Consider the following 18,125-nt stretch of genomic DNA (forward strand, 5'->3'; position numbering starts at 1 on the left):
GCCTTGCCGCGTCTCAGCCGTGCCGCTTGGTATGCAGATAGTCGGCCGAAAACAGCGCCGTGTCCTTGAGCAGTTTCAGGTCGTTGATCGTCAGCATGCGGTCGCGCAGCACGATCAGGCCGGAGCCACGCAACTCCTGCAGCGTCCTGTTGACATGGACCACGGACAGGCCGGTGGCGTCGGCGAGATCCATCTGCGTGACCGGGAACAGGCAGGAATCGCCGTCGATCATTCCAACCGGCAGCAGGCGCTCATAGAGTTCGCACAACAGATGCGCGACCCGCTCCAGCGCCACGCGCCGCCCGATATTGACCGTCCATTCCCGCTGGATCGCGCTTTTCACCATGGTTTCGCACCACAGCGCTTCCTCCAGCGAACGGTCGCTCGCCAGCAGCTGCTCGAACGCCGGACGCTTGATGTCGGCATAGGTAACCGGGGTCAGTGCGCCGATCGAATGATCCATCACCGACAGCAGATAAACGCAGGCGTCGCAGCTGTCGCCCGGCAGGATGAAATTGACGATCTGGCGGCGGCCGTCCGGCAGCGTCTTGTAGCGGCAGAGCCAGCCCGACAGAATGATCCGGACGCTGTCGACCGGTTCGCCCTCGGTCGCGAGGTCTTCGCCCGGGCGGGCGCGATGCAGCCCATCCTGGATCGCCTGTTGCAGCAACGCGATCCCGCGTTCGGACAATTGCCGCAGGGCATTGAGCCGCCGGATCACCGGCTGCGCCAGATTTCCCTCGAGGACCGGGGGATGCATCTAGCTCCCCATGCTCGGCGTATGGATGGCTTGCGGACTCATTGGGATAGCGATCGTACAGCGAAGTCCCGAGGGATTGAACTCCAGCGTGCTCTTGCCCTTGAATTCAAACTCCAGCGTCCGCTCCAGGAGATCGGATCCAAATCCCCTGCGGCGCGGCGGCGTCACTTCAGGCCCGCTGCGCTCGCGCCAGTTGAACACCAGTTGCCGTGGTTCAGCGGCGCCATCGATGCGCCACGAAACGTCGACATGCCCTGCCGTATCGCTCAGCGCGCCATATTTCAAGGCGTTGGTTGCGAGCTCGTGAAGCGCCAGCGCGAAGGTCTCCGCGGCCTTGGGTTGCAGGCGGATCCTGGGACCCGAGACCTTCAGTTGCTCGCCTTCCTTCGCGTTGTACGCCAGCAATTCCTCGACCACGAGATATTCGAGGTCGACGCCGCCTTCCGGATCGCGGGTCACCAGCGACTGGGTCCGTGCGAAGGCGTTGAGCCGGCCGTCGAGATGCGATGCGTAGTCCTCGACGTTGGCGCTGGTCTCGGCCGAGCGGCGCGCGATCGAGCGGACCACGCCGAGCGTGTTGCGGACGCGATGCTGCAGCTCGGCGAGCAGCAGCCGCTGCCGTTCCTCGGCCCGCGTGATCGCGGTGACGTCGATGAAGGTGATCACGACGCCGGCGATGAAATTGTCGATGCTGCGGTACGGCAGGATGCGCACGATATAGCGCGTGCCGCTGTCGGGCGCGGTCAGCTCGCGCTCGGCGCTGGCCAGCGTCCGCAGCACACGCCGCACATCGTCGTAGAGCTCCTCGATCGGAATCCGCGCCTTGATATGCGCGATCGGGCGGCCGACATCGGTCTCGACCAGATGCAGCAAATGCGTGATCGCCGGCGTGAAGTTCATCACCTTCAGATCGTTGTCCAGGAACACGGTCGCGATCTGGGTGCTCTCGAGGAAATTCTTCAGGTCGCTGGTGGCGCGGGTCAATTCCTGCACGCGGTGCGCCAGCTCGCCATTGACGGTGGTCAGCTCCTCATTGACCGACTGCAATTCCTCGCGCGAGGTCTCCAGTTCCTCGTTGGCGGATTGCAGCTCCTCGTTGAGCGATTGATATTCCTCGTTGGAGGATTTCAATTCCTCGTTGGTGCTTTCGAGCTCCTCGATCGTGGCCTGCAGCCGCTCGCGGGTGGCGCGCAGCTCGCTCTCCAGCCGCTCGACATGCTCGGTCCTGACCAGAATGTTGGGATTGGTCTCGGCCTGCTCCGCCTGCCGGATCGGGCCATCCTTGAACAGGACGACGAAGTTGCGATGGCCGGCGGGGCCGTCCTGGATCGGCTCGACCGTGATATCGACCAGCACGCGATGCCCGTTGACGCCGAGTTGCACCTGCTCGGCTTGCGCGGCCTCGTTGGTTTCCGCGGCACGGCTGAGCGCGGTGCGCAGCTCCAGCCTGAGATCGCGATGCACGAGCTGCAGCAGATCGAGCGTCGCCGTGCCTGCGGTCGGCTCGATATAGCGGCCGGTGCGGCCGGAGAAGTGCAGGATGTGAAAGTGGTCGTCGGTGATCACATAGGCCGGCGCATAGCGCTCGGCGATGCGCTGGGCGCGGCGCTCGAGGCCGACATCGTGGCCAACGGAGCGCACCGGCGGCACGTCGATCGCAGCCCGCCCGGTCGCCGTCGTGATCGGAAATTCCGGCGGCAGCCGCGTTCCGGTCTCGAGCTTCTTGAAGATGCGCGCGCGCCGGTCGACCGGCGCGAACAGCTTCGGATGCCGGGTGACGTTCTCGGAATTGCCGAGAAACAGGAACCGGTCCGGCAGCAGCGCGAAATGGAACAGCGGGATGACGCGGTTCTGCAGCTCGGCATTGAGGTAGATCAGGAGGTTGCGGCACGAGATCAGGTCGAGCTTGGAGAACGGCGCGTCCTTGATGACGTTGTGCTGCGAGAAGATGCACATCTCGCGCAGCTCCTTGACGACGCAGTAAGTGTCGCCTTCGCGCACGAACCAGCGCGCCAGCCGATCCGGCGTCATGTCGGTCTCGATGCTGGTGCGATAGCGCCCGACACGCGCGGCGGCGAGCGCGCGCCCGTCGATGTCGGTCGCGAAGATCTGCACCTGCGGCACCGAGTCGAGACCGGCCATATGCTCGCGCAGCAGGATGCCGATCGAATAGGCCTCTTCGCCGGTCGCGCAGCCAAGCACCCAGACACGCACCTGCCGGCCGGCGCCCTTCCCTTCGAATATCTTCGGGATGACCTGGGTTTCCAGGACATCGAACTCCTTCTTGTCGCGGAAGAATTCCGTGACGCCGATCAGGAGGTCGTTGAACAGATGTTGCGCCTCGTCCTTGTCGTTTCTCAGGAAATCGACATAGGCGGAGATCTCGTCGATCTGCACCACCTGCATGCGGCGCTGGACGCGGCGCAGGAAGGTGTTCTGCTTGTAGCCGTGGAAATCGTTGCCGGTCTTGTTGCGGAGGATATCCGCGATGCGCGCAAGCGAGGTTGCAGCCGCGGCGAGCACCTCGTCGAAGCCCTGTTTCTCCTCGAGCCGGCGCAAATGGCGCGAATAGACGTCGATATGCTCTGGGATGTCCTCCGGCGGCAGCACAAAATCGGCGATCGCCGCGGCCGAACTGCCTTCGTCGTGCGGGTTGGACTGACCGTCGCCAATGCGTTCGGCGATCGCCAGGCCGCCATGATCCTTCAAGGTCCCGACCCCGAGCGTGCCGTCGCCACCCGTGCCGGCCAGCACCACGCCGATCGATTCCTCGGCGCGCTCCTCCGCCAGCGACACCAGGAAGCTGTCGATGGTGGCCCGCTCGGCGCGCGCCTGCTCGGCGCGCCGGACGGCGAAACGGTCGCCATGAACGGTGGTGATCATGTCGGACGGACACAGATGGATTGTGCCGCCCTCGACGAGCTGTCCGTCGCTGATCTCGGACAGTCGGGCACCTTCCGATCGCTCCAACGCTTTGCGCAACCGGGTGTCCTCGATGGCATCCCGGTACTGCAACACGAGCACGACGGCCTGGTCCGGATTGAGCCTCAGTTTCGAGAAGAACCGCTCGATGCTATCGAGGGCGCCGGCGGATGCGCCCACACCGATGATCAGCGGCGCCTTGGACTGGCGCCCTTCGTCTCCGCTCTGGGGTTGGCCAACGTCATCCATGGTTGCAGCGGCTCTCACTTTTCTGCGGGCGTCTCGCCTGCGTCTGCTGATAGCAGAGTTTAGTCCTATCCCAACGGGATAAGTAGGGAATCTCCACCTTGCTGGGAACCTTGCAGGCGCCGACGGCCGCTACGGCGGGGACGAGTGGTTGCTCGGCGGAAAATGACCTCCGGCGGCGGTTTCCGCGGCAGGCCAACCGCATGCTCGAACGCGGGGCCGTGCTTTTCCCGAACGCTAATGGGATGCGACCTGCTCCTCCAGGTATGCGACCCGCTGCACAATCAGGGTCCGGTGTCGTTCCCACTCGATCAGGGTCCGCTTGAGCAGACTGACGAGACGTTCGGCCTGCTCGGTATCGTGGCCGGCCCGCTGGAGCCAATCCAGCAAATCCTGCTGGTTGCGGACGCGCTGCCAGCCCTCCTCGATGTCGATGTCGGCCTTGACCAGCAGCTCGCGCTCGGACCGCAACTGTTGGGCCCAGTTCGCATGCTCAGCGCTGGCCATCACGGTTCCTTCCGCGCCGGTCGCTTCGGATCGAGCGATTGTAGCATGACTCGCCGGATCATATCGGCGTATTCGCGGTATTCAGCGGCGCGCGCGTCATACATTTGCGCGATCGCCGGGCGCCCGCTCTGACGGCCGTCCTCGGCCATCCGGTGCACCAGCTCGGCGCGCTCCTCGATGATGCGCAGCGCGACCCGAAGCGCTTCGTCGACCCGGCCCTCCTGCTCCTTGGCGAGCGCGTCAGCCGTATAGGCGTGACCGACCTGACAGCGAAATCGCAGCGGGTGGCCCACCTTGAGTTCGGAAAGGACGCCACCGCATCCTGGGCAGGTCAGCGGTGCTGGATCGGCAATCTCGACCAGCGTATCGCTGCCGACGCGTTCACCCGCCGCAATTTTCACCTCCAGCACGATCTCCGGCGGAATCGGCAGGATCGCGCCGGGCCGCTCCCGAACCAGATCGGACAGCACATCGCCAAGCCGCGCGCCCGGGATACAGAGGTCAACCGTGGTCGCTTCCAATGCCCGGAGCGGCATTTCGTCGGACATGGCGTCCCGGGGCTCCTGGACCAGCGCGACCCCACCGCAGCGCTTGATCGCGTTCAGGCCCGCCGCGCCGTCGGACAGCAGGCCGCTGAGCACGACGCCGATCACCCGCGGTCCATAGTGCAGTGCGGCCGAGCGAAACAGCGCGTCGATCGCCGGCCGCACCAGATTTTCGCGTGGCCCGCGGCCGAGCATCAGGTGGCCGTCCTGGATCAGCAGATGGTGGTCCGGCGCCGCCAGATAGACGTGACCATTTTCGATGACCATGCCGCTTTCCGCCTGCCGGACCGGCAGCTTGCCGGCCGCGCTCGCGACCGTGGAGAGAATGCCGATGCCGTGAGACGGTATGTGCAATACGATGAAGACCGCGGCCGGCAGATCCGTCGGCAGCCGTCCCAGAATTTGCTTCAACGGTGCAGTCGCCCCAGCCGAACCGCCGATGACGATGATGTCGCGATTGGACATGGAACCTGCCTTTTCTAACATTGTTTGCAACAAGGCGGGCATTCGTCCTATGTTCCAATTTTGCGACACCACGCCGGGCCACGGCCGGAATTGAGATGTCTGAATTTGCACCTTTGCGCGAAGAGCCACTCTTGACCGGACGGCGCGTCCTGATCGTCGAAGACGAATATTTCCTTGCCGACGACATGCTCAGCGCGCTGCGCGCGCTCGGTGCCGATATCGCCGGGCCGGCCGGCGACATCGACGATGCGCTTCGCATCCTGCACGACGGCGGCGTGATCGATGGCGCGGTGCTCGACGTGAACATCCGCAAGCAGATGATCTATCCGGTCGCGCGCGAGCTGCAAGCGCGCGGCGTGCCGATCGTGTTCACCTCGGGATACGACAAGATCGTGCTCGGCACCGAGTTCGCGGACGTCCCGTTGTGGGAGAAGCCGTTCGACCATCGCGCCATGGCGCGAGGGCTCGCCGGCATGATCCTGCGCCGCGATCCGGCGAAGGAGATTGATTTGCAGGCTTGACTGCCCTGTCTCAATGACGTTGCCGGACGCGAACAATCCGCCCGAGCATTTGCAAATGTTAGTGCGGAGGTTTGCAGAGAGCCTCACGATACTCCAGTTACGATATCGGACGGGGGTGCGTAATGACCGACATCGAAAGACGTATCGAGCAACTTGAGCAGACGGCCGCCGAACGCGCGCTGATCGCCGACCTCTCAACCGTCACGGAAACCCGCATCCGCAACGCCCAGTTGGCGGACGAATTGCGCCTCGTCGTGGCGCAGCTCAGGACGTTGAGGTCGGGTGACCTTCATATTGGCTGATGGTCTTGGCCCGCGATGTCAGGCGAACCGGCGGCGTGACGCATCCTCATCCTCCTCAGGAACGACAGCGATGCTGCACGATTCAACAGACCGCATCGCGGAATGCCGGCAACTGGCCGACGAAGCCGACCGCTCGACATCCAGCGTCGAAACGACGCGCAAGGATTATGAGCTGTTGGCGCAATCCTGGCGACGATTGGCGCTGAGCTACGAATTCTCCACGCATCTCGAACGCTTCATCAAAGCCCGCGCGTCGGCTAGCCGACCGATCGGGACATCGCCCGTGTCCGCCCCCGCCAGCGAAAGCCCTACTTGCTGTTGTCGCGGTGGGCTTTGATCTCAATGCGCGCGCTCGCGGAACTGCGCACCGATTGCCGCAGCTCGGCGAGCTGCTCGTCTCGCTGATCCGCGAGCGATTTCTTTTGTGCGCGCAAGGTATGGCTTTCTTCGATGGCAAGCTGAGCGCGGGCAAACAGGGGATCAATCATTGAAGCAGCATGTCACTCTATCGCTGCGTCCGCCCTGTCATGGGATAAGTCGGGGACAGATTTGCCGAGCAGGCGGTGCGACAAACGTATCAGTTCATGAGACTTCGAAAATTGTTCGAGCGAGCGCTCGTAGCCCGCATCGATGCGCCGTTTCATGGCCTGATAATTGGCGAGCTGGTCCCTGTAATCGCCATCCCGCATGGTTCCGCCTCCGCAGGCTGCGAATGCTTAACGCTAGTCAGGATATCAGGTTCCCGTACTGGCTTTCCTCCTGCGGGAAGGGTTCCTGCGTTTTGCGGCCCAGAAACGTGCTGGCCGGGCTTTCGGCGAGGAGTTTGCGTGCGTCGCCGACGACCCGGATCGTCCGCTGGGCATCGTCGAGATCGTCGGAATTGGAAAGGCGATAGATACGCCGCTCGTTGGGCATGGGCGCGCTCCCTGATTATGCAGGCGGGAGCACCATCGGTCTCTCAGCCACCGACGCCTACGGGCAGAGCCTCGGCCGGTGATGCGAAGACAATAAACCTCGGCCAGGAAAGTTGCCAACAAAATGCCGCGCCGGGAACCTGAGACGTCGGACAATGCGAAAGAAAGTATGACTCACCGGCAGCGCAATACAATCGGTGTCGTCCCTGCGAAAGCATGCGAAAGCAGGGACGACGTGTGGGAGGAGCAGCGAGCTCTCTTTTGGTGTCATTGCGCACGGGGGGCCGGGACCCATAACCACCGCTGCGCAGCCCGCAAAGCTCGCATCGATCTGCGTTCGGCTCGCCGGCTATCCGGCGACGCTCATCTGCTTGCACAGTATCCCGAGAGCTTCCGCACACCCGCGCGGCTTGGTCACCACGGGGAGATGCGCATACTTCTTGGGCAGCGTGCTGGCGTCGTAGCCGGTGTACAGGGTGACCGGTGTCCCCATCGCAATCAGTGTATCGATCAACCTGTAGGACGAGGTTCCATTGACGTTGATGTCGATCAGCGCGCCGGAGGCTGCGGAAGCGTGCGGGCGGGCTTCGTCGATCGAAGCGAACGGGCCGACGACGTGATAGCCGGCCTGTCGTGCCAGCGCGGCACAGTCATCGGCAATGAAATACTCGTCTTCCACGATCAAGATCGTACGCATAGCAGTACCTCTGCCAGTTGCGCGGATGATCGAGGCGTTAACGTTTTCGCGCCGGTCCGGTTTCCGGGGCGCGTCGTTCCGCGCGCCTTCAGGACAGCGGCCATGACCTATTTCAGCGGGCGGGGAATTTCGACGCCGGGGCGGATTGGTGCCGTTCTCCAGGCACGCGCCGTCAGCTACCGGCGACCAGCAACCCAAGGTACAGCCAGAGTACAATTGTCACGGTAATCGTTGCGGCGAAAAAGTAGCGGTCGATGAGATTCATCAACTGCACCTTCGGCTGACTATGGCGGATATCGAATCGCGGTCGAAACATCAGTCGCCGCCGCTTGTCATCTCTCTGCTCGGTTCCGGCATTTACATATGAGAGATCGGTGATTCCACTCGGAGATGCCTCGGTTGCCGATGTCGAAGAACACACCGGTCGCCATCACCGCTAGGCTGCAGCGGCAGCGCGGCTCCAGCGCGGCAAACGAAGGAACGAGGGTCGGCGCCTGCGGTTGGAGCCAGCGAACGCAATGCATCAGGACCGGCGCCGCTATCGCTGCCCGGCGTCCCGCCCGGCCTCGCCATGGGTCGAGCACGATCATCACCGGCCGGATCAACCTGTAGCTGTTGTCATAGTGTTTTGGGGAGGAGTTGGCTCCATGAAAGCAACGATCGAACAAAGAACGACCGCCGCCAATCTCGACCTGCTCGACCGCTACTGGCGCGCCGCCAATTACCTTTCGGTCGGCCAGATCTATCTCCTCGACAATCCGCTGCTCAGCGAGCCGCTGCGCAGGGAACACATCAAGCCCCGCCTGCTCGGCCATTGGGGCACCACGCCGGGCTTGAATTTCGTCTATGCCCATCTCAACCGGGTCATTCGCGCGCGCGATCTGAACGTCATCTACATTTGCGGTCCCGGGCACGGCGGCCCGGGCATGGTGGCGAACACATATCTCGAAGGCACCTACAGCGAGATCTATCCCGATGTCGGCCGAGACACGGATGGTCTGCGCAAACTGTTCCGGCAGTTTTCCTTCCCCGGCGGTATCCCGAGCCACGCGGCACCGGAAACGCCCGGCTCCATTCATGAGGGTGGCGAACTCGGCTATTCGCTGGTCCACGCCTATGGCGCGGCGTTCGACAATCCGGATCTGATCGTGGCCTGCGTCGTTGGCGATGGCGAGGCGGAAACCGGTCCGCTGGCTGCATCGTGGCACTCGAACAAGTTCCTGAATCCCGCGCGTGACGGCGCGGTGCTGCCGATCCTGCATCTCAACGGCTACAAGATCGCCAATCCGACGGTGCTCGGGCGGATGGGCGACGAGGAAATCCGCAACCTGTTTCGCGGCTACGGACATGAGCCGCTTTTCGTCGAGGGCGACGATCCGATGCCGATGCATCGCGCCATGGCCGCTGCCCTGGATGAGGCGCTTGCAGCCATTCACAAGATCCAAACCGAGGCGCGCGGCGGCAAACGATCGGAGCGGCCGCGCTGGCCGATGATCGTGCTGCGCAGTCCAAAGGGCTGGACCGGTCCGAAGGAGGTCGACGGGCTCAAAGTCGAGGGCTTTTGGCGCGCGCACCAAGTGCCGATCGCGCAAGTCCGTGACAACCCCGCGCATCTGAGAGTGCTTGAAGACTGGATGCGCAGCTACCATCCCGAGGATCTGTTCGACGAGGATGGTGCGCTGATCCCGGAGCTCCAGGCCCTCGCCCCGACCGCGAACCGCCGGATGGGCGCCAATCCGCACGCCAATGGCGGCCTTCTGAAACGTGAGCTCCGGCTACCGGACTACCGCGCATTTGCCGTCGAGGTAAAGCAGCCGGGTCAGACCGTCGGCGCAGCGACCCACGAGCTTGGAAAATACCTGCGCGATGTCCTCAAGCTGAATGCCGATGCCGGCAATTTCCGCATCATGGGACCAGACGAAACCGCCTCGAACCGGCTCGATGCCGTATTCGAAGCCACGGACCGGGTCTGGATGGAGCCGACCGAGCCGTATGATGTCCATCTCGCTCAAGACGGCCGTGTCATGGAAGTCCTCAGCGAGCACCTCTGCCAGGGCTGGCTGGAAGGCTATCTATTGACCGGACGCCATGGCTTCTTCTCCTGCTATGAAGCGTTCATCCACATCGTGGATTCGATGTTCAACCAGCACGCCAAATGGCTGAAGGTCTCGCGCCAATTGGCCTGGCGGCGTCCGATCGCCTCGCTCAATTATCTGCTGACCTCGCATGTCTGGCGACAGGATCACAACGGCTTCAGCCACCAGGATCCCGGCTTTGTCGATCTGGTCACCAACAAGAAAGCCGACATCGTCCGTGTCTATTTCCCGCCCGACGCCAACACGCTGCTGTGGGTCGCCGATCACTGCCTGCGGACCTACGATCGGATCAATGTCATCGTCGCCGGCAAACAACCGTCCGCGCAATGGCTTTCGATGCAGGACGCCGCCACTCATTGCGATGCCGGCATTGGCATCTGGACGTGGGCCGGAACCGAGGATACCACAAGCGAGCCCGATGTCGTGATGGCTTGCGCGGGTGACGTTCCAACGCTGGAGACGCTCGCCGCCGTTGATCTGCTGCAAAGGGCCCTGCCCGACCTCAAGATCCGCGTGGTCAACGTCGTCGACCTGATGACGCTACAGCCGAGGCAACAGCACCCTCATGGCCTCAGCGACCGCGACTTCGACAGCTTGTTCACGCGCGATCGCCCCGTCATCTTTGCCTACCACGGCTACCCGTATCTGATCCATCGGCTCACCTATGGCCGGGCCAATCACGACAACATGCACGTGCGCGGCTTTGTAGAGGAAGGCACGACGACCACACCCTTCGACATGGTCGTTCTCAATGGGCTCGACCGCTATCATCTCGCGATCGAGGTGATCGAGCGCGTGCCGGGTCTCGCCACCAAGGCCGCACAGATCAAGCAAGGATACCGGAACGCCTTGATCGCGCATGCGCGATATGTGCGCGAGCATGGCGAGGACATGCCCGAGGTTCGAGACTGGGTCTGGCCGAACGGCACTGGCGGCGCCACCCCTGCCAAATCCGGCGGTTGAGCCATGCCGACGTCCGATGCGGTTCTGGTCGTCAACTCCGGCTCGTCGAGCATCAAGTTCGGCGTTTTCGATGCTTCGCATACCGATCCCGCGCTGCTCTGCAAGGCACAGATCGATGAGCACGAGGGCGCGTCGCGATTGGTCTTCACCGATCCGGCCGGCCGCGCGTCGTTCGCGTTGGAGCAAGCCGAACCGGATGCGCCGCCCGATCGGCTGTTCGCCGATGTCCTGGCACGAATCGAACATCATCTCGGCGAGCGGCTGCGTGCCGTCGGGCATCGCGTCGTACACGGCGGCCGCGAATTTCCGCGACCGGTCGAAGTCAATCGGACGGTGCTTGCCGTCCTCGAAGCCCTCACCCCTCTGGCGCCGTTGCATCAGCCTCGCTGCCTGACGCCAATGCGGGCAATCAGCGCGATCCGGCCGGAACTGATGCAGGTCGCATGCTTCGACACGTCGTTCCATCATGGCCTCGCGCCGCCCGTCAATCGGTTTGCGATCCCGAGACATCTCGAACGCGCCGGCATCCGGCGCTACGGCTTTCACGGCCTCTCCTTTGAATATGTCGCAGGCCGCCTTGCCGACATCTCGCCGGAGTTTTCCTCGAAGCGCACCGTGGTGGCGCATATCGGCAATGGCGCGAGCCTTTGCGCCATGCAGAGCGGCCGGAGCATCGACACCACGATGGGTCTGACGCCTCTCGACGGCCTGGTCATGGGGACCCGCTGCGGCACGATCGATCCGGGCGTTCTGCTTTACCTCCAGCAGCAGAACGGCATGTCGGTCGACGACCTTGAGCGGCTGCTTTATCACCAATCGGGACTGCTTGGCGTTTCGGGCATCTCCTCCGACATGCGTGTCCTGCTCGCCAGCCAGGAGCCCGCCGCGAAGGAAGCGGTTGATCTCTTCACGTTCCGCATCGCGCAACAGGTCGCCGCGATGGCTGGCACGCTGGGTGGATTGGAATGCCTGGTGTTCACCGGCGGTATCGGCGAGCACGCGGGCGAGGTTCGCAGCCAGGTCTGCGAACGACTGCGATGGCTGGGTGTTGAGCTCGATCCATCCGCCAACGCCGCGGCAGAGCTGCACATTGCTCGCGAGGACAGTTCGGTGGACGTGCTCGTCATGGCGACAAACGAGGAAGCAATGATCGCTCGCCACTGCGCAGCCTTGATCTCGGGAACCTAGGATCGACGAGAGGCGCCCCTGCGGCAGTGGCTAAATCGATGCTTGAAGGACCGTTTCCTTGAGCCGGACGTTGATGTCCCGGAAACCGAAATCGGCAACGGGAGAACGATGATGCCGGAACGAAAGACGATGCAAAAGGCCAGACAGGACCGGCGCGCGGGAAAGTCGACGACTACCCAGGCGGGCGAGTTCGTGCACGAGGAAATTCGCAAGGTTCGCCGTGGCAAGCACGGGGCGCGATCTTCCAAACAGGCCATTGCAATCGGCCTGTCGAAGGCGAGGCGCGCGGGCGTTCCGCTTCGTCCACCCAAGAAAGGCGCGGCCAAGGCGACCACCCGCAAGAGCGCGGAGTACGCCTATGAGGCGGGCCAGGGCAAACGAAAGACCAGACGCAGGCCGCGCGTCTCGCGAGCGGTGTCCAACGTCCTGAAACGGGAACCGCGCAGCGCGGCGTCGCACACGGCGCTGTCGAAACAAACGCGGCGCGCGGCCTCGCGGCGTTCTGCATCGGCCCGCTCGGCCGCGGCACGCAAGGCGGCAAAAACCAAGGGATCGGCCGTTCGTTCGGCCGCAGCAAAGAAAGCAACCCGCACCAGAGCGCGGCGGCGAAAGTAAGCCCGGAGGTCCGAGAGGACGACGATGGCGATTCACATAGGCAAATGCGGATGCCAGTGATGGGCGCATGGTATCCGCTGCCTGCTCGGTCTCGACAACGGTGCAGGCGGATGACCCCAGCGTCGGCCCCAGGGCCCGCAAAGGTGCTGGGGTCGTCTCCGCACCGCAAAGGCCCTGACGCAACGGCCCGGCGTCAGGGCCTTCGCCATTCCGAAGCCTGCAAAGGGCTCTTGAACGACACGCATCAGCGCCCCTTGAAGCGCGGCTTCCGCCGTCCGAGGAAGGCCGCGACGCCTTCCTTGTGATCCTCGGTCAGGCTCGCCAGCGCGAACTGGTCGAGGTCCATGTGGCTGGCGAGATCGTCGAGCGCATGCGCGAGCCGGTTGACCGTCAGCTTGGTCATCGCGACCGAGATCGGCGGCTGGGCGGCGACCTTGGCCGCGAGCGCCATCGCGACGTCATATGACTTTCCAGGATCGGTCACCTGCTCCACCAGGCCCCATTCGTAGGCCTCCTCGGCCGAGATCCGGTCGTCGGCCAGGATCACCGCCTGCTTGGTGCGCGCCGGTCCCATCAGATGCAGCATGCGCGGCACGCTCTGCCAGCTCATGTTCATGCCGAGCGCGATTTCCGGCACCCGCATATGCGCATCGCGCGCCATGACGCGGAAATCCAGCGCAACCGCGAGTGCCACGCCGCCGCCGACGCAAAACCCCTCGATCGCGCCGATCGTGACCTGCTCCATGTCCTGCCAGGCGCGCGTCAGCCGCGGCCCGAGCTTCAAGTGCCGGCGCAGCGTGCCCATGTCCATGGTCTGGCGCGAACGTCCTTCGGCATCCTTGAGATCGAAGCCGGCGCTGAACGATTTGGCGCCGCCGGTCAGCACCACCACCGAGGTCTCGCCATCGTCCTCGAAACTGCGCGCCGCGTCAGTCAGCTGCCGCAGCGCCTCCGGCGACAGCGCGTTGATACCGTCGCCGCGGTCGAACCGCACCACGGCGATGCGGCCGTCCGGCCCGAGGCCTTTCTCGATCGTCACATCATCAACCACGCATACCTCCCCGTTCGCATTCTTGTGTACTGCCTGCCTCGACATAGCACGACGGTTTCGCCTATTCTGTGGGCATGAGCGACCATGATCATCACCACCACGATCACGACCATTCCGAACTGTCGGAGACCGAACTGCGCGTCCGCGCGCTGGAATCGATCCTGACCGAGAAGGGCTATGTCGAGGCTGCCGCGCTCGACGCCATCGTGCAGGCCTACGAGACCAAGATCGGGCCGCATAACGGCGCCCGGGTCGTCGCCAAGGCCTGGACCGATCCTGCCTTCAAGAAGGCGCTGCTCGAGGACGCCAGCAAAGCGGTCGGCACCCTCGGCCACGTCAGCCGGGTCGGCGACCATCTGGTCGCGATCGAGAACACGCCTGGCCGCCACAACATGGTCGTCTGCACATTGTGCTCCTGTTACCCTTGGGAAATGCTCGGGCTGCCGCCGGTCTGGTACAAGGCCTCGCCCTATCGTTCGCGCGCGGTCAAGGATCCGCGCGGCGTGCTCGCCGATTTCGGCGTCAGCCTGCCGAAGGAGACGGAAGTCCGGGTCTGGGATTCGACCGCGGAGACGCGCTTCCTGGTGCTGCCGATGCGGCCCGAAGGCACCGAGGGCTGGGGCGAGGACCAGCTCGCCGAGCTGGTGACGCGCGATTCCATGATCGGCACCGGCTTTCCCAAGAAGCCGGGAGCGCCGTCATGAACGGCGTCCACGACATGGGCGGCATGGACGGGTTCGGCAAGGTCGAGCCCGAGCCGAACGAGCCGATGTTCCATGAGGAATGGGAATCCCGGGTGCTCGCCATGGTCCGCGCGATGGGCGCGGCCGGCGCATTCAACATCGACGCCTCGCGCTTCTATCGCGAGACCCTGCCCCCGCAGGTCTATCTGTCGAGCTCCTACTACAGGAAATGGCTGCTCGGGCTGGAAGCCCTGCTGCTCGACAAGGGTTATATCTCCAAGGACGACGTCGCCGCCGGACATTCCGTCGCGCCGGCGAAAGCGCTCAAGCACGGCAAGTTCTCGGTCGCCGACATCGAGCGCATCATGGTGCGCGGCAAGTTCGGCCGCGCCGCGCCGGGACCTGCGAAATTCAAGGCCGGCGATCGGGTGCGGGCGAAGAACATCCATCCCGCCACGCACACGCGGCTGCCGCGCTACGTGCGCGGTCACGTCGGGGTGGTCGAGCGCGATCATGGCTGCCACGTGTTTCCCGATACGGTGGCCAACGACGCCGGCGAACATCCGCAGTGGCTCTACACCGTCGTGTTCGATGGACGCGAGCTGTGGGGACCGGACTCCGATCCGACCATCAAGGTCTCGATCGACGCGTTCGAGCCGTATCTGGAGGCCGTGTGATGGATGCCCGTGCCGCCGCGCGAGCCACCAGCGCAGTGTCCAGCATTCCCCGCGACCAGGACGGCCCGGTGTTCCGTGCACCGTGGGAGGCGCAGGCGTTCGCCATGGCCTTGACGCTGCATGACCGCGGCGTGTTCACCTGGCCCGAATGGGCTGCGGCGCTTGCCGACCAGATCAAGCGCGCGCAAGCTGCAGGCGATCCCGACACCGGCGAGACCTACTACCGGCACTGGCTCGCGACGCTCGAACACCTCGTCGCCGCCAAGGGTGTCACGACACCGGAGACGCTGCACCGCTACCGCGACGCCTGGGACCACGCCGCCGACCGCACCCCGCACGGCCAGCCGATCGTGCTGACGGCGGGGGATTTTAGGTAGCCTCGAATGCCATGATCACCTGCATGCGCATGTGCGGGCGATGACATCACGTGGTGGGGCGCCGCCTTGAATCGCGATCTCATCCTCATCGTCGTCCCGGCGAAGGCCGGGACCCATAACCCCAAATGCAAACTGTTACGCGATGCTGGAACGACGAGTCCCACCTACAACGCCTGCCGCGGCGTATGGGTCCCGGCCTTCGCCGGGACGACGACGGGGAGAGAACCGAGCACGGATTCCAGAGACGCCAGTGCTTGAGCCGAGCGGCCGCTGCGTGCTGGATCGTGAACCGGGCCCTGGGACGATTTCTGTATAATGGAAGAGTACCGTTGAGTTGCCCGACGTGTCAAGTTGCCGTGTCGAACGCCGGCAGCTGCCGACTCCTTTGCATGGGGTTGTTTTCGATATTTTGGCCATGCGCCCCTGCGGACGGCCATCAGCCCACGGTTACGGGCCACCCTGCGCGACATACTCCCGCCAGCCCTTGGCCCGCAGGCTGCAGGCCGGGCATTCGCCGCAGCCATAGCCCCAATCGTGCTCCGCGCCGCGTTCGCCGAGATAGCAGGTGTGCGAGTGCTCGCGGATCAGGTCGACCAGTCCTGCTCCGCCGAGCTCGTGCGCGAGCCGCCAGGTCGCGGCCTTGTCGAGCCACATCAGCGGCGTGTGCAGCTCGAAATCCCTGGCCATGCCGAGATTGAGCGCGGACTGCAATGCCTTGATGGTCTCGTCGCGGCAATCCGGGTAGCCGGAATAGTCGGTCTCGCACATGCCGCCGATGATGTGGCGGATGCCGCGCCGATAGGCCAGCGCCCCCGCGAAGGTGAGGAACACGAGGTTGCGGCCGGGCACGAAGGTGTTCGGCAAGCCGTCCGCGCCCATTTCGATCGCGACGTCGCGGGTCAGCGCGGTGTCGGAAATCTCCGACAGCGTCGGGATATCAAGCGTGTGGCTGTCGCCGAGCTTCGCAGACCATTCCGGCCGGACCCGCTTGATCCCGGCCAGCAGCTGGTCCCGGCAATCGAGCTCGATCGCGTGGCGCTGGCCGTAGGTGAAGCCGAGCATCTCGACGCGGGCAAAGCGCGACAAGGCCCAGGCAAGGCACGTGGTGGAATCCTGGCCGCCGGAAAACAGCACCAGCGCGGTGTCGGAAGTGTTCGGATCGGTCATGGAACGCGATTTAGCACCTGACGGCGCCGTGGCCAATCCGTGGACAGCGTCGCGATTCCGGCGTGTTTTAGTGGGATCGGGAGGGGGGGGGTTGGCATAAAGCCAATACCTCTTTGATGCCGGTGCCCCATGACCCCATCCCGCGACATTTCCCGCCTGATCGAGATCATGGCTGCGCTGCGCACGCCGGTGACCGGCTGCCCATGGGACCTCGTGCAGAATTTCGAGACCATCGCGCCCTACACGATCGAGGAGGCCTATGAGGTTGCGGATGCGATCACGCGCGGCGATCTCGACGATTTGCGCGAGGAGCTCGGCGACCTGCTGCTGCAGGTGGTCTATCACGCCAGGATGGCCGAGGAGCAGAACGCGTTCGCGTTCGGCGATGTGGTCGAGGCGATCACCAGGAAGATGATCCGCCGTCACCCGCACGTCTTCGCCGACAAGGACGGCAATATCCAGCCGGCCGGCGTCAAGAGCGCCTGGGAACGGATCAAGGCCGAGGAGAAGGCCGAGCGCGCCGCGCGGCGGCCGCCCGAAGAGACGCACAAATCGATGCTGGCGAGCGTGAAGGCGGGCCTGCCTGCCCTGACGCGCGCGATGGAGCTGCAGCGCAAGGCGTCCACCGTCGGCTTCGACTGGAACGACCCGCGCGCGGTGCTCGCCAAGATCCGCGAGGAGGCCGACGAGATCGAGGCCGCGCTCGACCGCAACGACAAGGCGGAGATCGCGGAGGAAACCGGCGACCTGATGTTCGCGCTGGTCAACCTCGCCCGTCACGTCGACGCCGATCCGGAAACGGCGCTGCGCGCGACCAACGCCAAGTTCGAGCGGCGCTTTGCCTATATCGAGAAGGCGCTGGCGGCGAAGGGGCGTTCGCTCGATGGTGCGTCGCTGGAGGAGATGGACGCGTTGTGGAATGAAGCGAAGAGCGCAAACACCGATGTCGTCCCGGCGAAAGCCGGGACCCATACCGCGTGATCTAGCGATTGGCCGACGGTATCAATCCCACGCATCGCCAGAGATTCATCGAGGCGAGCAAGATGCAGAACTTCCGCTGCACTCAACAACGATGGCCGGTGGTTATGGGTCCCTGCTTTCGCACTAGGGCATTTACACATCTCTTCGAGGCTAGAGCACGCTGTTTTTATACGGAAACATAGCCTGAGTTTTTGAGATAGTTGGCGCACTCTTGTGCAGAAAAGAGGTCGAGGAGTTCGCCGACCTTGCGCCAGGTTGCCTCGACATCGCGCGGTTCTGCGGCTCGCATCAGATGTTTGAGCTTGGCGAAGACCTGTTCGATCGGATTGAGATCGGGACTGTAGGGCGGCAGGAAGAGCAGGTGCGCTCCGGTGGCGCGGATCGCATTGCGAGCGGACTTGCCCTTGTGACTGCCAAGATTGTCGAGGATGACGACCTCACCTTTTGC

The 18,125-nt window shown here is 64.0% G+C and carries 21 protein-coding genes; 10 read left to right on the forward strand and 11 right to left on the reverse strand.

Going from position 1 to position 18,125, the window contains the following annotated elements:
- Positions 1 to 13: 13 nt before the first annotated feature.
- The 4 genes from J6525_RS31160 to J6525_RS31175 form a co-directional block, all read right to left on the reverse strand.
- Positions 14 to 760, reverse strand: coding sequence for a Crp/Fnr family transcriptional regulator (locus J6525_RS31160; RefSeq protein WP_225647597.1), 747 nt, complete (start codon positions 758 to 760; stop codon positions 14 to 16).
- A complete protein-coding gene (locus J6525_RS31165; protein ID WP_225647599.1) occupies positions 761 to 3,931 on the reverse strand; it encodes a CheR family methyltransferase in 3,171 nt (1,056 codons plus the stop codon). It lies immediately after the preceding gene.
- Between the two features lie 234 nt (positions 3,932 to 4,165).
- Positions 4,166 to 4,435, reverse strand: a complete 270-nt coding sequence (locus J6525_RS31170) for a hypothetical protein (protein WP_092084636.1) — start codon at positions 4,433 to 4,435, stop codon at positions 4,166 to 4,168.
- A complete protein-coding gene (locus J6525_RS31175) occupies positions 4,435 to 5,445 on the reverse strand; it encodes a chemotaxis protein CheB (protein ID WP_225647601.1) in 1,011 nt (336 codons plus the stop codon). The genes J6525_RS31170 and J6525_RS31175 overlap by 1 nt, the downstream gene beginning before the upstream one ends.
- A gap of 95 nt (positions 5,446 to 5,540) precedes the next feature.
- Here J6525_RS31175 and J6525_RS31180 point away from each other — a divergent pair, with 95 nt between their 5' ends.
- From J6525_RS31180 to J6525_RS31190, 3 genes are all read left to right on the forward strand, one after another.
- Positions 5,541 to 5,966: a response regulator gene (locus J6525_RS31180; protein WP_225647602.1), complete on the forward strand. Its 426-nt coding sequence runs from the start codon at positions 5,541 to 5,543 to the stop codon at positions 5,964 to 5,966.
- Positions 5,967 to 6,088: 122 nt separating this feature from the next.
- Positions 6,089 to 6,268: a hypothetical protein gene (locus tag J6525_RS31185; RefSeq protein WP_225647603.1), complete on the forward strand. Its 180-nt coding sequence runs from the start codon at positions 6,089 to 6,091 to the stop codon at positions 6,266 to 6,268.
- 70 nt (positions 6,269 to 6,338) lie between these two features.
- Entirely contained in the window at positions 6,339 to 6,605 is a 267-nt protein-coding gene (locus tag J6525_RS31190; protein WP_225647605.1) for a hypothetical protein, read from the forward strand.
- On the opposite strand, the gene J6525_RS31195 is transcribed toward J6525_RS31190, so the two are convergent.
- From J6525_RS31195 to J6525_RS31210, 4 genes are all read right to left on the reverse strand, one after another.
- Complete coding sequence (locus tag J6525_RS31195) at positions 6,577 to 6,756, reverse strand: hypothetical protein (protein ID WP_225647606.1); 180 nt, start codon at positions 6,754 to 6,756, stop codon at positions 6,577 to 6,579. The genes J6525_RS31190 and J6525_RS31195 overlap by 29 nt on opposite strands.
- Positions 6,757 to 6,768: 12 nt before the next feature.
- Positions 6,769 to 6,957 (reverse strand): hypothetical protein, encoded by a 189-nt coding sequence (locus J6525_RS31200; protein ID WP_225647608.1) that lies wholly within the window; start codon positions 6,955 to 6,957, stop codon positions 6,769 to 6,771.
- 37 nt (positions 6,958 to 6,994) lie between these two features.
- Positions 6,995 to 7,183, reverse strand: coding sequence for a hypothetical protein (locus J6525_RS31205; RefSeq protein WP_225647609.1), 189 nt, complete (start codon positions 7,181 to 7,183; stop codon positions 6,995 to 6,997).
- Positions 7,184 to 7,531: 348 nt separating this feature from the next.
- Positions 7,532 to 7,879 (reverse strand): response regulator, encoded by a 348-nt coding sequence (locus J6525_RS31210; protein ID WP_225647610.1) that lies wholly within the window; start codon positions 7,877 to 7,879, stop codon positions 7,532 to 7,534.
- Between the two features lie 647 nt (positions 7,880 to 8,526).
- Here J6525_RS31210 and J6525_RS31215 point away from each other — a divergent pair.
- From J6525_RS31215 to J6525_RS31225, 3 genes are read left to right on the forward strand one after another with little or no spacing between them, the layout of a single operon-like run.
- Positions 8,527 to 10,938 (forward strand): phosphoketolase family protein, encoded by a 2,412-nt coding sequence (locus J6525_RS31215; RefSeq protein ID WP_225647611.1) that lies wholly within the window; start codon positions 8,527 to 8,529, stop codon positions 10,936 to 10,938.
- A gap of 3 nt (positions 10,939 to 10,941) precedes the next feature.
- The gene (locus J6525_RS31220) at positions 10,942 to 12,126 is read left to right on the forward strand and encodes an acetate/propionate family kinase (protein ID WP_225647612.1); all 1,185 of its coding nucleotides are present in this window, start codon (positions 10,942 to 10,944) and stop codon (positions 12,124 to 12,126) included.
- Between the two features lie 42 nt (positions 12,127 to 12,168).
- The gene (locus J6525_RS31225; RefSeq protein WP_225647613.1) at positions 12,169 to 12,741 is read left to right on the forward strand and encodes a DUF6496 domain-containing protein; all 573 of its coding nucleotides are present in this window, start codon (positions 12,169 to 12,171) and stop codon (positions 12,739 to 12,741) included.
- A gap of 244 nt (positions 12,742 to 12,985) precedes the next feature.
- Here the strand turns inward: J6525_RS31225 and J6525_RS31230 are convergent, their stop codons facing one another.
- Positions 12,986 to 13,792: an enoyl-CoA hydratase/isomerase family protein gene (locus J6525_RS31230; RefSeq protein WP_225647614.1), complete on the reverse strand. Its 807-nt coding sequence runs from the start codon at positions 13,790 to 13,792 to the stop codon at positions 12,986 to 12,988.
- A 74-nt stretch (positions 13,793 to 13,866) separates the two neighbouring features.
- Between J6525_RS31230 and nthA the strand changes: the two genes are divergently transcribed.
- The 3 genes from nthA to J6525_RS31245 are packed head-to-tail and all read left to right on the forward strand — an operon-like array spanning position 13,867 to position 15,529.
- Positions 13,867 to 14,496 carry a nitrile hydratase subunit alpha gene (nthA, locus tag J6525_RS31235; protein ID WP_225647616.1) on the forward strand — a complete coding sequence of 210 codons (630 nt, stop codon included), beginning with the start codon at positions 13,867 to 13,869 and terminating at the stop codon, positions 14,494 to 14,496.
- Positions 14,493 to 15,152, forward strand: a complete 660-nt coding sequence (nthB, locus tag J6525_RS31240; protein ID WP_092084812.1) for a nitrile hydratase subunit beta — start codon at positions 14,493 to 14,495, stop codon at positions 15,150 to 15,152. Before nthA ends, nthB begins: the two co-directional genes overlap by 4 nt.
- A complete protein-coding gene (locus J6525_RS31245; RefSeq protein ID WP_225647622.1) occupies positions 15,152 to 15,529 on the forward strand; it encodes a nitrile hydratase accessory protein in 378 nt (125 codons plus the stop codon). Before nthB ends, J6525_RS31245 begins: the two co-directional genes overlap by 1 nt.
- Before the next feature lie 447 nt (positions 15,530 to 15,976).
- On the opposite strand, the gene queC is transcribed toward J6525_RS31245, so the two are convergent.
- Complete coding sequence (gene queC / locus J6525_RS31250) at positions 15,977 to 16,696, reverse strand: 7-cyano-7-deazaguanine synthase QueC (RefSeq protein ID WP_225647617.1); 720 nt, start codon at positions 16,694 to 16,696, stop codon at positions 15,977 to 15,979.
- 129 nt (positions 16,697 to 16,825) lie between these two features.
- Between queC and mazG the strand changes: the two genes are divergently transcribed.
- Positions 16,826 to 17,677: a nucleoside triphosphate pyrophosphohydrolase gene (gene mazG / locus J6525_RS31255; protein ID WP_225647618.1), complete on the forward strand. Its 852-nt coding sequence runs from the start codon at positions 16,826 to 16,828 to the stop codon at positions 17,675 to 17,677.
- A gap of 166 nt (positions 17,678 to 17,843) precedes the next feature.
- On the opposite strand, the gene J6525_RS31260 is transcribed toward mazG, so the two are convergent.
- Positions 17,844 to 18,125: transposase (locus tag J6525_RS31260; protein WP_225646681.1), on the reverse strand; the 282-nt coding region annotated here is incomplete at its 5' end.

Origin of the sequence: Bradyrhizobium australafricanum (assembly GCF_020329495.1) — a bacterium.
Classification (GTDB): domain Bacteria; phylum Pseudomonadota; class Alphaproteobacteria; order Rhizobiales; family Xanthobacteraceae; genus Bradyrhizobium; species Bradyrhizobium australafricanum.